Here is a 14,070-nt window from a genome sequence, read left to right on the forward strand (position 1 = left end):
AAGGAGCGAAGCAGTGAGCGCCAGATACTCAGGCGCTTTCGAGGACTCGCATCTCGATCTGAAGCCCAGCAGCGGTCGCCATATTGACCAAAGCGTCGAGGCCAAACAAGTTGATCTTGCCGCGCATCAGGTCAGAGACGCGTGGCTGAGTCACCCCGAGGAGTTTGGCGGCCTGCGCTTGGCTCATCTCGGTGCGGATGAGGTGATTCTTCAGCGCCGTCAGCAAGATGGACCGCAGCTTCATGTTTTCCGCTTCTTCCGGGGTGTCCTCGATGGCATCCCAGACACTGGCAAATCGTTGCTTGCTCATGCGCCTAGCTCCTTTAACAAGCCCCGAATCCGAATCTCCTTCACACCCTGGCCCACCGAGTTCATGGGCTTCCAGTCGTCCGGTTCTTGACCGTTCTGAACCTGATCGAGCTGATGACCCGCCTCGCGCTTTGCCGACAGCGGGAAGGCGCGAAGATCATCCAATGAATTCCCTAGGAACTCGATAGGCTTGGTGTGGACCATCCGCGAAATATACAATTATTTGTATAAATGAACAAGCCGGGCGAGACCCTGAGCCACGGCATCCCCGAGCGGGAGATTGCTGACTTGGCCAAGACGAACGTCATGCGTGCGGTGTCCGCCACCTCCAACGCCGAGCGCGGGGGGCATGCTGGGCGCAATTCTGCATGCCAAGAACCAAGGTTTTGAGCTGGTGGACGTGGTGCTGCAAAATGCCAGCGGCCACGGCGTGGACCTGCTGTTCAAAACCCCCAAGGGCTACACCGACGCCTACGGCAAGACCATCACCAACGCGGTGGTGGAGGCCAAGGGCGGGGCCATTTCGTTGGGAGCACTGAGCAAGGACACACAGGGCATGCGCCAGGGTGGCTTGGACTACGTGGGAAGACGCCTAGAGCAGGCGACAAATTGGGCAACGCTGACTCCACAAGCCAGGGCCGCCGCTGCTGACGCCTTTGCGGCGCTGGGCAAGGATGAGTTGGGCAGCTTTGCCTTCTTGGGCGGGCGAGACCTGTTCTACCAGTTGAATTTCACGGGGCCATCGTCGTCAGCGATCAGCGCCATGAAGGCCGTCAAGATCGACTGGAAGTTCCCGTCCTTCCTCACCCAATCGTCCACTCCTGGTTCGTTCAAAACATAAGCACCAAGAATGCATTGCATATGACAGATGTCAAAGATCGTGACCTAGCTGCCTTTTGGGAAGGCACCCATGGGCGATTTGAGCGAAACGAACCTTTCCTCAAAGGTTATGCGACATCGGTGTGGGCCGAGCGTTACAAGCTGGCCATGGGTTTGTACATAGACCAAAAGGCCGCCGCTTACTTAGAGGCAGGTGCACTCGCCGTACGCACCTTTGGCGACATACCCGCCGGGCTGGCCCATTGGCGTGGCGTGCGCCTGGTGGTGCAGGCCTTTGAAGAATCCCTGGAGGTGCGCCAGCGGGATGCTGAGCACTACATACCGGGCGAGCAGGAGGGTACGTTTTGTGCGGCGCGCTTCCCCCAAGTGCAGCAGTGCTTGGTGCTGGCGGGTCTGCACCAAGAATGGCTGAGCTTCAAGCGTCACTTCGACAACCCGTACGTGACGCTGCAAAGTGCTGTGAGCAACAACGACTACAGCCCCTTCGCTGCCGAAGCCAAGCTGCACTACGCCGCTTGGGAGGGCGACATGGCGGTGTGGGAAGAGGCCGCACCGGTGATCCGCAAACAATACGCCTGGGCCAAGGTCAACCTGGTGTACTTTGACCTGTGGGCCGCCGTCATTCAGCGCGACGCGGCCAAGCTCGACAGCCTGCTGCCTGAGGCCGAAGCCGCCTGGACGGCCTCGCGCCGCAGGCGCAACCCCGACCTCTGGGGCGGCGGAGGCAAGGTGTACAACGAATTCATGATCGACCGCTACACCACCACCTTGCTCAAAATCGCCCGCCGCCTGGGCCTGCAGTGGCAGTACTGCAGCAAGGTCAGCGAGCAACTCTGGCCCGAAGCCGTGATTACCCACTGGGACGACTGATAGGCCCACCGCAAGCCCACCAGAAACAAAAAAGCCGACCACCCGGGTCGGCTCTTGCTCATCGCCAAGGGCTTGAGGTCGCAAGACCTCAAGCGCTGGGATCAGTAACGGGGGCGATAGCCACCACCGCCACCGCCGCCGCCCGTGCCACGGTCTTCCTTGGGACGGGCCACGTTGACCACCAGGGCACGGCCGTCCACGGTGTGACCGTGCAGGCCGGTGATGGCGGCTTGTGCCTCAGCGGGCGAGCCCATTTCCACAAAGCCGAAGCCCTTGGAGCGGCCGTCGTCGCGGTCGGTCATGACGCGTGCGGAGGTCACGGTGCCGTATTCAGAAAAGTTCTGATGCAGGCTGGCGTCGTTGACGGAGTAGGGCAAGTTGCCCACATAAAGTTTGCTGCTCATGATGGAGCCTTTCAAGACAAGCACAGCCCACCACACAGAGGCGGCTGCGCCTAGGAAAACGGATTAGGAGACATCAACCCGCAGAGATGGAGACTCAAAGCAGGACGAACCTTGCCGAGCCTCACAGACATCCCGAGGTGAGAGTTCGGAGACGGCTACCGGTGAGGTAGCGCGCGCGGCACAGTGCCACGGCTTGCTGGGGCGCAGTTTATGGCCAAACAGAATATTTAGCTATTCTTTTATTACCCAGAGTAAGAAAGAACCCGCAATTCAGGGCTTTCAGCGGGCTGGCGTGCCAAACAAGCCCTGCATGACCAGCTTGGGCTGCCGGTCGACCGTGAACAAGCCCCAGTGCTTCTCGGGCTCCATAGGGTCGGGAGAGCCCTTCCAGGGTTCGTCAAAGGCCTCGAAGACAAAGGTCAGCAGCTTGGCCTCTTGGGACCAGCTCATCAACGCCCGGTAATAGACCTCTTGCAGCGACTCAGACGCCTGCTCCAGCGGCATGCCCCGGCCATTGGTGTGGGTGGCCCAACCGGCTTCGGTGATGATCACTGGCTTGTCGGGATAGCAGCGCGCCACACTTTCAACGTTATCTCGGGTGTAGGTGATGGCTTCGTCGATGCGCTTGTACTCCCAGACCGGGTAGGTGTGCACGGAGATGAAGTCCAGCACCTCGACCAGCGGTGCCAGCTTGGTGACCCAGGGCACGTAGTTTTCGCAAAAGGTGATGGGCTGGCGGATGGCCTGCTTGACCTGCTGCACATAGGCCACCATCTGCGGCACGGCCACGATGTGATCCGACCATTCCACTGTGCATTCGTTGCCCACGGCCACGGCAAAGACCAGTGGCTCATAGCGCTGGGCCAAGCGGATCAGGCGCTGCAGCTCGGCCGCGTTTTCAGCGCGGTTGAGCGCCAGTTGTTCTTCGGTGTAGGTGCCGCCCCAGGGGCAGCCAAAGTTATTCAGCTCGGCCGCCAAGTAGGCGCCGAGCAAGACCTTGAAGGGCAGTTGCTCTGTCTCAATGACTTCAAGCACCCGCTCGGCATGCAGGCTGCAGTCATAGAGCCGCAGCAGCGACCAGTTCTTCTGCAAGATCAGCAGGTCTTCGAGGATCTCCTCACGGCTGGGGAAGATCTGCTCGCCGGGGCTCTGCCCCGCCCGATAGCCCGAGTAGCAAATGGCATTGCCTTGGGGCAGGCTCAAGCTGGCTTTAGTCAAACTTGGCACTCCCCTCTTTGTCCCACAAGCCCCAGTAGGCGCCGACATCGCCCTCGGCGCCCACCTTCCAGGCTTCGTCATAGGCCGAGAAATAAAACACCTCGATGCCCGCTTGCTGAGCCCAGCCCATGGTGTCCACAAAATAGGCCATCGCGCCCTCGGTGGAGGGCTGCGCGCCCCAGAAGGCGCTGCCTTGGTCGGGCCAGCCCGTCTCGCTGATGATCACCGGCTTATCACCCGCCGCTGCTTGGGTGCGTTGGAACATGCTTTGCATATAGGCCAGCGCGCCCTCGCGCGGCACGCCTTCCCAGAAGGGGTAGCAGTTGGCCAGCACCACATCACAGGCGGCGGTGATGCGCGGGTGCAGCTCAAACAGGTAGTAGGCATCGACATAGCCGACCGGAATGCCGGGCAGGGCCTGCTTGACGCGCTCGATCGCGGCCAGCAATTGGTCCTCAGTCAAATCTTCGCGCAGCAGCACCTCATTGCCCACCGCCACGATGTCGGCATGGCCGGCACGGGCCAGCTCGATCACGGCCTGAATCTCGCGCTCATTGATGTCGGCATCGGTGCCCAGCCAAGCGCCCACCAAGGTTTTAAGGCCCAACTCATGGGCGATGCGCGGCGTGTGCTGGTGGCCCTCAGTGCAAGAAAAGCTGCGGACCCAGCGGCAGCGGCCCACCAAGGGCTGCAAGCGCGCGCGGATCTGCGCCTCGCCCACCTCGGTGCCAGGCGCCTGGCCTTCCAGGTAAGGGCTGAAGCACAGGCCGTGCACGCCCTGCGCCAAGATCTCATCAAAGCGGCGCTTCAAAGCAGAGCGTGCTTCGGGCAGCCACCGCTCCACCGTCGGCAGCAAGGCCTCTTGTGGGTGCTGGGCACCGCTGTGGCGTTCAGACAGGCGTGCGCCTGCCTCCAGCCGCTCAAGTCGGCTGGGATTCAAAGGTCTGGACATCGAAGGTTCCGGATTAAGTTTTTGTTTGCCAGGGCATCTGGCCCCGGCCACGCGGCAGGGTCTCGCCCCAGCCGCCGGTTTTCTCGTAGACCCGCACGTAGTCCACCACCAACTCGGCGGGGAACACCGTGTCGGCGTTGGGCAGGCCGGGGAAGTTGCCGCCCACCGCCACATTCATGACGAGGTAGAAGGGCTGGTCAAAGGGGGCGGGCCACGGGTTCAGCTCACTGGCGCGCTTGGGCTCACGGCCGCCTTGGGCGTCGGTCTTGCTGCAACTCCACCAGTGGTCGTAGGTGGACACCAGCACATCGTCCACATAAAAGCGGATCTCGCCGGGCTGCCACTCCACCGCGTAGACATGCCAGTCGGCCACCGTGCTGCCGCCCGGCAGGGTGTAGCCCTTGGTGATGAGCGAGCGCTTCGGGAAGCTGGAGCCAAAGTGCAGGCTGTTGAGGACCTCGTGGGGCTTGTCGCCCACGATCTCCATCAGGTCGATCTCGCCCGAGGCGGCCCAGCCGCCATAACGGTCGTCTTGAGGCAGCATCCACAAGGCCGGCCACAGGCCTTTGCCCCAGGGCACCTTGGCTTTGAACTCGACACGCCCATAGAGGGTGTTGAACAGCGGTGTGCCATCGCGCCGCCGGGTTTTGAGGCGGCCGGAGGTATAGCCGCAGCCATGCAGCGGCTCTTTGCGGGCGCTGATCGTCAGGCAGCTCTTCGCCACGCTGACATTGCGCGGGCTGTCGGTGTAGTACTGCAGCTCTTCATTGCCCCAGCCGGGTACCCATTGGTGCACGCGGTAGTCATAAAAGCCATTGCCCAGGTCGTAGTCCCATTTGCTGAGGTCGAGCTGGTCGCCCTCAAACTCGTCGGCCCAGACCAGCCGCCAGCCCTTTTTGCGGCGCGCACTCATCTCAAGCGACTCGCCTAGCGTTCGCGTCAAAGCGCATGGCCCAGCGGGCATCGGGGCGCAAGCCCACCACGTGGCCGGTGTCGATCTGCGTCTGGCCTGCCGCCACCTTGGCGCTCAGCAAGTGCTGGGCGCCGTCGACGCGCAAATGCAAGATGGACACATCGCCCAGGTGTTCGGCCAGCTCCACCCGCGCCGGGATGCCCTCGCCCTGCCCCACCACATGCAGATGCTCTGGGCGCAGGCCCACGCGTTGCACCTCTATCGGCGCGTCCTGGGCCAAGGCACCCCACAGCGCTCGGTGGGCCTCAGGGCCTGCGGCGGCCGGGCGATCCACCGTGTTGATGCGTGGTGCGCCCAAGAAGCCCGCCACAAACTCATTGGCCGGCTGGTTGTAAAGCTCCAGCGGTGCGCCCAGTTGCTCGATATGGCCTTTGTTGAAGACGGCGATCCGGTCGCCCATGGTCATGGCTTCCACCTGGTCGTGGGTGACGTAGATCATGGTGGTGCCCAGCTCTTTATGCAGGCGGCTCAGCTCGATGCGCATGTTCACGCGCAGCGCAGCGTCGAGGTTGGAGAGAGGCTCGTCAAACAAGAACACCTTGGGCTTGCGCACAATGGCCCGGCCAATGGCCACGCGTTGGCGCTGTCCGCCCGACAGCTCTTTGGGCAGGCGCTTGAGCAAGTCGGTGATGCGCAACACCTCGGCTGCCCGACCCACCTGTTGGGCTCGTTCCGCCTTGCTGACGCCAGCCATCTTCAGCGCAAAGCCCATGTTCTCTTCCACGGTCATGTGCGGGTAGAGGGCATAGCTCTGGAACACCATGGCCGCGCCGCGGTCGGCCGGGCGCAGGTCGTTGGCACGCTGGCCGTCAATCAGCAAGTCACCGCCGGTGATGTCTTCCAGGCCCGCAATCATGCGCAAGGTGGTGGACTTGCCGCAGCCCGAAGGCCCCACAAAGACCATGAACTCACCGTCGCGCACTTCAAGGTCTATGCCCTTGATGACGTCAACGTCACCATAGCTCTTGCGAATGCCTCTGAGTTGAACCTGTCCCACATCAGTCTCCTGTGCTCACAGCCATCAGGCTGGATGCTTTTTGTCGCTGCAAGAAATTGCGATACCAGAGCGCACTGTCTTTGAGGGTTCTTTGCTGGGTGGCGTAGTCCACATAGACGATGCCGAAACGCTTCTCGTAGCCCGAGGCCCACTCGAAGTTGTCCAGCAGGCTCCACACCATGTAACCCCCCATCTTGACGCCCTGACGCATGGCCTCGGCCACCGCACCAATGTGCTCTTTGATGTACTTGACGCGGGGTAGGTCGTGGACCCGGCCGTTGTCCAGTTCGTCTTTGAACGCACCGCCGTTTTCTGTGACGAACATGGGTGGCAAGGCATAGTCTTGATGCAGCCGCACCAACAACTGGGTCAGGCCCTCGGGATAGATTTCCCAGCCCATGTCGCTCAGCTCCAGCCCACTTTGCTTGACATCCCAGTGCCCAGCCGCGCTGATCACCGAGCGGGTGTAGTAGTTCACGCCCAAGAAGTCGAGAGGAGTTTGAATCGCCTCCAAGTCCCCCGCGTGGATCTTCGGAGCGTCATCGCCCAGAAAATCCATCACATCGCTGGGGTAGCTGCCTTTGAACAGCGGGTCCATGTACCAGCGCACCAAACGGCCGTCTTCCAACACTGTGCGGGCCAGGTCTTCAGGTGAATCGGTGGCCGATTGGGTGGGCGAGAGATTCAACACAATGCCCAGTTCGGCTTTGCAGCCCTCGGCCCGCAAGGCCTGCACGGCCAAGCCGTGACTGAGCAAGAGATGGTGCGAGACCTGTGCCGCGACCGCCCGGCTCTTGATGCCCGGGGCGAAGTTGCCAATCTCGTGGCCCAGCATGGCCATGACCCAGGGCTCGTTGTGGGTCGCGATGGATGCCACGCGGTCACCCAAGCGCTGGTGCAAGCCCAGAGCGTACTCCACAAAGCGGTGCACGGTGTCGCGGTTAGCCCAACCGCCTTGGTCTTGCAACTCTTGCGGCAAGTCCCAGTGGTTCAAGGTGAGGTAGGGGGCCACGCCGCGCTGCAGCAGGCCATCGACCAAGCGCTCGTAGAAGTCCAGCCCTTTGCTGTTCCATTCGCCACTGCCACCGGGGCGCACGCGGGGCCAGCTCACGCTGAAGCGGTAGGCACTGACCCCTAAGTTGGCCACGATGTCCAGGTCGCTCTGCCAGCGTTGGTAGTGCTCGCAGGCCACGTCACCGTTGGAGCCATCGGCAATGGCGCCCGGCACTTCGCAAAAGGTATCCCAGATGGACAGACCTTTGCCGTCCGTCCGAGACGCACCTTCAATTTGAAAGGCGCTGGTGGCCACGCCCCACACAAACTCCTTGTGAAAGTGGTGGGCTTGATCGAGAAACAGGGCAGTGTTCATGGGCGGACGAAAGCCGTGAAAGCATCTAAAGGGGAAGAAGAAGAGCAGCGGCTCACTTGACCGCGCCCGAGGTCAAACCAGAGATCAGCTGCCGAGATGACAGCGCAAACAGAATCAACAAGGGAATGGTGGCAATGGCCGAGCCGGTCATCAGCGCGCCCCATTCGGTGTCCACCGGGCTTTGCAGGCTGCGCAGCGCCAGCGGCAAGGTGAACATCTCGGGCGAGCGCATCACGATCAGCGGGCCGATGAAGTTGTTCCAGGAGGCAATGAAGGTGATCAGCCCCAGCGTGCCCATGGCGGGTTTGAGCAAGGGCAGCACGATGCGTGCGTAGATGGACATCTCGCCGCACCCGTCCATGCGGGCTGCCTCTATCAGGTCTTTGGGCACCGAGCTGGCCACGAACTGGCGCATCAAAAAGATGCCAAAAGCGCTGGCCGCACCGGGCAGGTAGAGCGCGCGGGGCTGGTCGATCCAACCCAGCACGTCCATGATCATGAAGGTGGGGATCATGTTCATGAAGGAGGGCAGCAGCATGGTGGCCATCACCAAACCAAACAAGGCCTTCTTGAAGCGGAACTCGAACATCGCAAAGGCATAGCCCGCCATAGAGCAGAACAGCAGCGTCAAGGCCGTGTTGGCCAGGGCCACATAAAGGCTCCACCCCAAGTTTTGCCAAAACGGAATGCGCTCGGTCAGGATCTTCAGGTTGAGCAAAAAGTCGTCGCCGAAGAACACGGGTGGCGGCAGGCTGAAGATCTCTTCGCGCGAGTGCGTGGCGAAGACAAACATGAAGTAGAACGGCGCCAGCATGATGAGCGCGCCCACGCCCACCAGGGCGTAGGCCATCCACGGAGCGGTTCGCGAGGGAGCAGAAAGGGTGTGCATGGCTTGGGCCCTCATTCGGCAGAGCCACGAGGGCGGAAGGCGCGGTTGGTGGCCCAGGTGAGCGCCACCACCACGATGAACAGCAACCAGCTCATGGCACTGGCGGCACCGAAGTCGTTGAAGTCAAACGCCATGCGGTAGAGGTAGATGGCGGTGGTCATGCCGGCTTGGTCGGAGCCCCCGCGGCCTTGGGTCAGGATGAAGGGCTCTTCATACAACTGCAGGCCGCCGATCACGCTGAGCGTGACGCCAAAGAAGATCATGGGGCGCAGGCTGGGCAAGGTGATGCTCCAAAACTGCTGCCACTTGCCCGCACCGTCCATGGTGGCGGCTTCGTACAGGTCCGCCGGAATGGTCTGCAGTGCCGCCAAGTAGAGCACCACGTTGAAACCCACATAGCGCCAAAACACGATCATGGAGACAGCGGGTTTGATGTTCTCGGCCCGGCCCATCCAATCAATCGGCGCGTCGGGCATCAGCCACCCCAAGCCTGGCACTTTGCCCAAAGACAACAGCGCTTGATTGATCAGGCCATAGTCCGTCGAGAACAAGGAGCTGAACAAGATGGCAATGGCCACCGTGGAGGTGATGTAGGGCAGAAAGTAAGCCCCGACCACCGCATTGCGACTGCGCTTGAAGGCGTTATGAATGAACACCGCCAGCGGAATGGCCACCAAATGCTGGGGCACGCCGGAGGCCACCGCCAGCCAGCCGGTGTTGCGCAGGGATTTCCAGAACCATTCGTCTTGCAGCGCAAAGATGAAGTTATCCAGGCCTACAAACTCCATAGCCGCTAAGCCACTGGTCGGCTCCCAGGTTTGGAAGGCCAGGGCCAGCGAGAACAAGAGCGGAAACAGGCCAAAGATGCCAAACAGGATCAGAAACGGGCTGATAAAGACATAAGGCGCCCAGCGAGGCGAGAGGCGAAGTGCTGCAGGAAATTTCATGACGATGGCAGGCTCTCAGCGGTTGGCGCGGCGTTGCAGCAGGCGCTCGGCGTCGGCCAAGGCGGTGGCAATGTCTTTGCCTTGGTCCAGCACCTTGTCGAGTTCGGTATTGATCACCTCGTCGGCAAAAGCATCTTGCTTGTGCACGCTGACGGCGGTGATGCGCTGGGTGGCGTCGCGCCACTGCAAGCGAGCCTTTTGGCCACCCAGGAACGGCAGCGGTTCTTCAAAAAACGGGTCGTTCAAGGCCTCGGTCAAGGCCGGAAAGGCGTCATGCGCCTTGAAGGCGGCCAACTGCTGATCACGTTGCAGCGTCAGGTGCTGAATCAAGTCCCAAGCCAGCGCCTTGTTGGCAGCCGGTGCGCCCCGGGCGATAGCAAAGAAGGTGCCGCCATAGGCCGCGAACGCGCCCTGCGGCAAGGGGGCCGCGCGCCACAAGCCTTTGGTGGCGGGGGCCAACCAATTGTTCAGGTGACCCGCTAGCCAAGCTCCGGAGATCTGGGTTGCCAAGGTGCCGCGCTTGAATCCCTCAGACCACTCGTTAGACCAGGTGCCCACGCGAGCATCCAGCTTGTTTTGGCGCACCGTACGGGCCAGCTCAAAGGCCCGCACAAAGCGCGGTGAGTTGACCAGCACTTTGTTGTTGGCATCAAAGTAGAGGCCATCGCCCTGAGCAATGCCGACACGGATCAGAATGTCCTTGAGGTCGCGCGCATGGGCCATCAGATAGGCCCCCGTGCGCGCCTTGATCTGCACGCCAGACTGCACATAGCCCTCCCAGGTGCCGGTCAGGTCCGCTTCGGTCAATCCGGCTTTGCTGAGAATGTCCTGGCGATACAACATGGTGCCCGGGCCAATGTCTGAGGGCACAGCCACGATGCGGCCTTTGCGGGACGTAGCCTGCGCCAAGGCATAAGGCACCCAACGCTGGCGAAAGCGGTTGATGTCATAAGCCGGCTCGCGCAGGTCTTCCAGGCCGCCACCTTGGGCAAAGCGCCCCACATAGCCCACCTCCAGGGCCATCACATCGGGCAGGTAAAACGCCGTGGACAGCGCGGTGGTCATGGCCGTATGGTGGTCGGCAAAGGCCCGGCTGACCACTTTGACGTCCACTGCGGGGTGGCGTTGCTGCCAGGCTGGCAGTGCTTTGCGCACAATCTCATCGACCGCCGGATAAGCGGCCACCACCAAAGTGGTGCGCGCCGGTGCGGCAGCCTGGGCCATAGCCCCCGTGGGGCCAAGCAAGAAGCCCAAGCCCACTGCCCCGCACAACCCAGCGGCCAGCCTTCGTCGGCCCACCTTTCTGGCAGGGCCTTGCCCTGACTTGCCCACATTCATACCTGTCTCCGTTGCTGTGCGTTGTCGTTTTTGAAAGCGCTTTCAAAACTATAGTCGCAGCCACTCCGGAATGTCAATCAGGGTTGTGGAGGCTGCGTCGGTGCGAAGCCTCAGACCGTGCAGTCGCACCCCAAGGCGAAGCCACCCTCCTGGGGATGATGCAGGGAGGCAATCAGCCGGGGCGGCGCCGGCTGGACTCCCGCACGATCAGCCGGGGGGCGGGCAAGACCAGTGTGGGCGTTTGGCCGGACAAAAGCTGCAGCACGGCCTGCGAGGCCATGCGGCCCAATTCATAGGCCGGTTGATGCACCGTGCTGAGCGGCGGAATGGTGTACATGGAGCTGGCCAGGTCGTCAAAGCCGACCAGCGAGACATCGTCAGGCACGCGCAGCGAGCGGCGGTGCAGGGCCAGGGCCGCGCCCAAGGCCATTTGGTCATTGGCGCAAAAGATGGCGGTGAACTGCTGGCGCGAGGCCAGCAACTGCTCCACCGCCAGCACACCGCTCACCTCGTGGTATTCGCCTGGCACCACCAACGCGGGGTCAAAGGCAATGCCTGCGGCCTCTAGGCCGGCCTTGTAGCCTTTGAAGCGGTCTTGCGCATCCGGGTGCTCGGGGTGGCCAGAGATGAAGGCAATGCGGCGGTGCCCCAAGTCGGTGAGGTGCTGCGTAGCCAAGCGGCCGCCTTCGAAGTTGTCGAAGTGCATGCAAAACAGATTGGGCGCCTTGAGCTGCCGCCCCACCACCACCAAGGGCAATTGCTTGGCCGTGGCCTTGAGTGCGCTGTCGGCAATGCGGCCCGTCAGCACGATGATGCCGTCCACCCGGCGCGAGCGCAGTACTTCAATGCACCGTGCCTCAGCCTTGGCATCCCAGTGGCCGCTCACAAACAGCGGGCTGTAGCCCACGCTGTCTAACTCATCTTCAATACCCCGCAGGGCCGCGCCATAAAACGGGCTGTCCATGGCCTGGGTGACCACGCCAATGCTCAGGGTGCGCCCCCCCGCCAAGCCCCGGGCCATGGGGTTGGGCACAAAGCCCAGGGCGGCAATGGCTTCATCCACCGCCTGCTTCTTGGCCGCACTGACCACCGCTGTGCCATTGAGGATGCGCGACACCGTGCTGAGCGACACCCCTGCCGCCTCGGCCACCATCTCGATGGTAACGGGGCCAGGCTTGCTCTTGGTCTTGGAGGGGGCGCTGCTCATGGACTGGTTTTTTTGCTCACCGCCAAGTGTAAAGCGCCCTGGGAGCGCTTTCGCCCTGGGGCCAGCCCTCGGGTACAGTGGCCGCCTCTTCAATTCGACCCTCTGCATGAGCGCCGCCTTGCATCGCCGACTGGCCACCGCCTGTGGCCCCCTGAACCTCCCCACCGCAGCGCTGAGGCAGCCAAAGCCAGCCCGTGCCCTGTCCAAAACGATGGGGCGCCGTGTCATGGCGCTGCTGCTGGCAGCCACCACAGCCAGCATGGCCCAGGCCGCTGGCCAAAACATTGTGGACGACGCCTGGGCCACGGCCCTAGGCTATCGCTTCTCTGGCCGCCTGACAGAAGACAAGCACCAGCCCGCCGCCGCCGATGCTGGGCGCCTGAGCACGCTCTACCGTAGCGCCCGAGTGCTGGCCGCAGACAGCGCCGCAGGCGAAGTGAGCTGGAAGGTGGGCGAGCTGAGCTGGGCCACCCGCAGCGACAGCAACGGTTATTGGCTGCTGCAAAGCAGCCAGGCGCTGAGCCTGAAACCCGGCTGGCACGAGATCATCACCCCCACCGCCAGCAGCCCCGCAGGCCTCTGGGTGCATGAGCCACGCAACCGGATGGGAATCATCTCGGACATTGACGACACCATTTTGGTCAGCCAAGTGCCCAGCACCGTCAAGCTGCTGAAGAACAGCCTGACCGTGCCGCCAGAAGCCCGCCAAGCCGTGCCCGGCATGGCCGCCTTGTATGGCCGCTTAACGCACCAGAACCCCAGCCCGATAGCCACGCCCTTGTTCTTTGTGTCGGGCTCGCCCAAGCAGCTCACCGACAGCGTGCGGCGCTTTCTGACCAAGCACCAATTCCCACGCGGCGTGCTGATGCTCAAAGAAGTCAGCAGCGACAGCCCCGACCCGCTGCGTGACCAGCAGGCCTACAAAATGGCCCGCATCCAGCAGATCATGAAGAGCCTGCCAGAGGTCAAGTTCATCCTGGTTGGTGACGACGGCGAGCGCGACCCCGAGGTCTATGCCGAGATCCAGAAGCAGTTTCCCCAACAGGTCGCCAGCATCTGGATCCGCCGCGTCCACCCAGACCCCAAGCGCGAGCGCTTTGCGGGGCAGCAGGATGTAGCGGAGTTGTTGAAGCAGTGAGTGCCAAATGAAGCTCAGTTCCCAGCACGATCATCAGGCCAAAGCATGGCGCTATGCCATTGCGTCAGTGGCCTGCAGCGCACTGGCCGTGCCCACCCTTTTCTTGATCCTGCCGATCGTGCTCTTCCCCGCCATCGGCCTGATCCTGGCCTTCAAGGCAAACAAGCATTACCGTCGTGGTCAGCAATCTCCGAGCAGGGGTGCGCCGCTGCTGTTCATCCTGCCTTTAGGGTTCGCGGTCTTGGTGTGCTGTGGCTGCCTCGCCCTGGTGGCGAACACCTACCGGGCCTAGAAACGCTGCATGGCCGCAAACGCCGCTCAAAAGTTCACCGAGTTACCCGACCCAGCCACCTGCGCCACCTTGTTGTCGTTGCCCTGCACTTGCACGCTTTGCTGAATGCCAAGTGCTGCGGCCTGCGGCTTAGCCTCCTCCAGCCAAGCCTGCAACTTGTCCGCGAGTGAAGGGTCGGCCCTCATGGCCTTGACCAATTGGCTGCGCAATGCCGCTTGAGTGTCGGCGTCGCTGGGCTGTTGGCGCAGGTCTTCGAGGGCTTCTTGCTTGCCGAGCCGGCTTAGCTCTTCTTTGAGCTTAGCCACCAATCCACCCACAGCAGCGCTA

16 protein-coding genes and 1 pseudogene are annotated in these 14,070 nt (G+C 62.2%); 4 read left to right on the top strand and 13 right to left on the bottom strand.

What is annotated here, in order from left to right; all coding sequences use genetic code 11:
- Nucleotides 1–28 precede the first annotated feature (28 nt).
- Together ACIQ3Q_RS14675 and ACIQ3Q_RS14680 are read right to left on the bottom strand one after the other, a co-directional pair.
- Entirely contained in the window at nt 29–310 is a 282-nt protein-coding gene (locus ACIQ3Q_RS14675) for a helix-turn-helix domain-containing protein (protein ID WP_396269880.1), read from the bottom strand.
- 23 nt (nt 311–333) lie between these two features.
- Nucleotides 334–513, bottom strand: a pseudogene (locus tag ACIQ3Q_RS14680) (type II toxin-antitoxin system RelE/ParE family toxin); the annotation flags it as partial.
- 145 nt (nt 514–658) lie between these two features.
- Between ACIQ3Q_RS14680 and ACIQ3Q_RS14685 the strand changes: the two are divergent.
- Nucleotides 659–1,150: a hypothetical protein gene (locus ACIQ3Q_RS14685; protein WP_396269881.1), complete on the top strand. Its 492-nt coding sequence runs from the start codon at nt 659–661 to the stop codon at nt 1,148–1,150.
- Nucleotides 1,151–1,296: 146 nt separating this feature from the next.
- Entirely contained in the window at nt 1,297–2,019 is a 723-nt protein-coding gene (locus ACIQ3Q_RS14690) for a hypothetical protein (RefSeq protein ID WP_396269882.1), read from the top strand.
- A 101-nt stretch (nt 2,020–2,120) separates the two neighbouring features.
- Here the strand turns inward: ACIQ3Q_RS14690 and ACIQ3Q_RS14695 are convergent, their stop codons facing one another.
- The 10 genes from ACIQ3Q_RS14695 to ACIQ3Q_RS14740 all read right to left on the bottom strand — a co-directional run bounded on the left by ACIQ3Q_RS14695 (nt 2,121) and on the right by ACIQ3Q_RS14740 (nt 12,313).
- Complete coding sequence (locus tag ACIQ3Q_RS14695; RefSeq protein WP_396269883.1) at nt 2,121–2,423, bottom strand: RNA recognition motif domain-containing protein; 303 nt, start codon at nt 2,421–2,423, stop codon at nt 2,121–2,123.
- Between the two features lie 279 nt (nt 2,424–2,702).
- Entirely contained in the window at nt 2,703–3,641 is a 939-nt protein-coding gene (locus ACIQ3Q_RS14700) for a glycosyl hydrolase family 17 protein (RefSeq protein ID WP_396269884.1), read from the bottom strand.
- On the bottom strand, nt 3,634–4,593 hold the full coding sequence (locus ACIQ3Q_RS14705; RefSeq protein WP_396269885.1) for a glycosyl hydrolase family 17 protein: 960 nt from the start codon (nt 4,591–4,593) through the stop codon (nt 3,634–3,636). The genes ACIQ3Q_RS14700 and ACIQ3Q_RS14705 overlap by 8 nt, the downstream gene beginning before the upstream one ends.
- 13 nt (nt 4,594–4,606) lie before the next feature.
- On the bottom strand, nt 4,607–5,506 hold the full coding sequence (locus ACIQ3Q_RS14710) for a family 16 glycosylhydrolase (RefSeq protein WP_396269886.1): 900 nt from the start codon (nt 5,504–5,506) through the stop codon (nt 4,607–4,609).
- A 1-nt stretch (nt 5,507) separates the two neighbouring features.
- Nucleotides 5,508–6,563: an ABC transporter ATP-binding protein gene (locus ACIQ3Q_RS14715; protein ID WP_396269887.1), complete on the bottom strand. Its 1,056-nt coding sequence runs from the start codon at nt 6,561–6,563 to the stop codon at nt 5,508–5,510.
- Nucleotide 6,564: 1 nt separating this feature from the next.
- Nucleotides 6,565–7,932: a GH1 family beta-glucosidase gene (locus tag ACIQ3Q_RS14720; protein ID WP_396269888.1), complete on the bottom strand. Its 1,368-nt coding sequence runs from the start codon at nt 7,930–7,932 to the stop codon at nt 6,565–6,567.
- Between the two features lie 52 nt (nt 7,933–7,984).
- Nucleotides 7,985–8,821, bottom strand: a complete 837-nt coding sequence (locus tag ACIQ3Q_RS14725) for a carbohydrate ABC transporter permease (protein ID WP_396269889.1) — start codon at nt 8,819–8,821, stop codon at nt 7,985–7,987.
- Nucleotides 8,822–8,832: 11 nt separating this feature from the next.
- Nucleotides 8,833–9,768, bottom strand: a complete 936-nt coding sequence (locus ACIQ3Q_RS14730) for a carbohydrate ABC transporter permease (RefSeq protein ID WP_396269890.1) — start codon at nt 9,766–9,768, stop codon at nt 8,833–8,835.
- A gap of 15 nt (nt 9,769–9,783) precedes the next feature.
- Nucleotides 9,784–11,106 carry an ABC transporter substrate-binding protein gene (locus ACIQ3Q_RS14735; RefSeq protein WP_396269891.1) on the bottom strand — a complete coding sequence of 441 codons (1,323 nt, stop codon included), beginning with the start codon at nt 11,104–11,106 and terminating at the stop codon, nt 9,784–9,786.
- A 172-nt stretch (nt 11,107–11,278) separates the two neighbouring features.
- Nucleotides 11,279–12,313, bottom strand: a complete 1,035-nt coding sequence (locus ACIQ3Q_RS14740; protein ID WP_396269892.1) for a LacI family DNA-binding transcriptional regulator — start codon at nt 12,311–12,313, stop codon at nt 11,279–11,281.
- A gap of 106 nt (nt 12,314–12,419) precedes the next feature.
- Between ACIQ3Q_RS14740 and ACIQ3Q_RS14745 the strand changes: the two genes are divergently transcribed.
- Nucleotides 12,420–13,451: a phosphatase domain-containing protein gene (locus ACIQ3Q_RS14745; protein WP_396269893.1), complete on the top strand. Its 1,032-nt coding sequence runs from the start codon at nt 12,420–12,422 to the stop codon at nt 13,449–13,451.
- Nucleotides 13,452–13,458: 7 nt separating this feature from the next.
- A complete protein-coding gene (locus ACIQ3Q_RS14750; protein WP_396269894.1) occupies nt 13,459–13,743 on the top strand; it encodes a hypothetical protein in 285 nt (94 codons plus the stop codon).
- A gap of 26 nt (nt 13,744–13,769) precedes the next feature.
- Here ACIQ3Q_RS14750 and ACIQ3Q_RS14755 read toward each other — a convergent pair whose 3' ends face one another.
- Nucleotides 13,770–14,048, bottom strand: a complete 279-nt coding sequence (locus tag ACIQ3Q_RS14755; protein ID WP_396269895.1) for a hypothetical protein — start codon at nt 14,046–14,048, stop codon at nt 13,770–13,772.
- Between the last annotated feature and the right edge of the window lie 22 nt (nt 14,049–14,070).

Origin of the sequence: Ideonella sp., from assembly GCF_044358605.1 — a bacterium.
In the GTDB taxonomy this organism is placed as follows: domain Bacteria; phylum Pseudomonadota; class Gammaproteobacteria; order Burkholderiales; family Burkholderiaceae_C; genus Ideonella.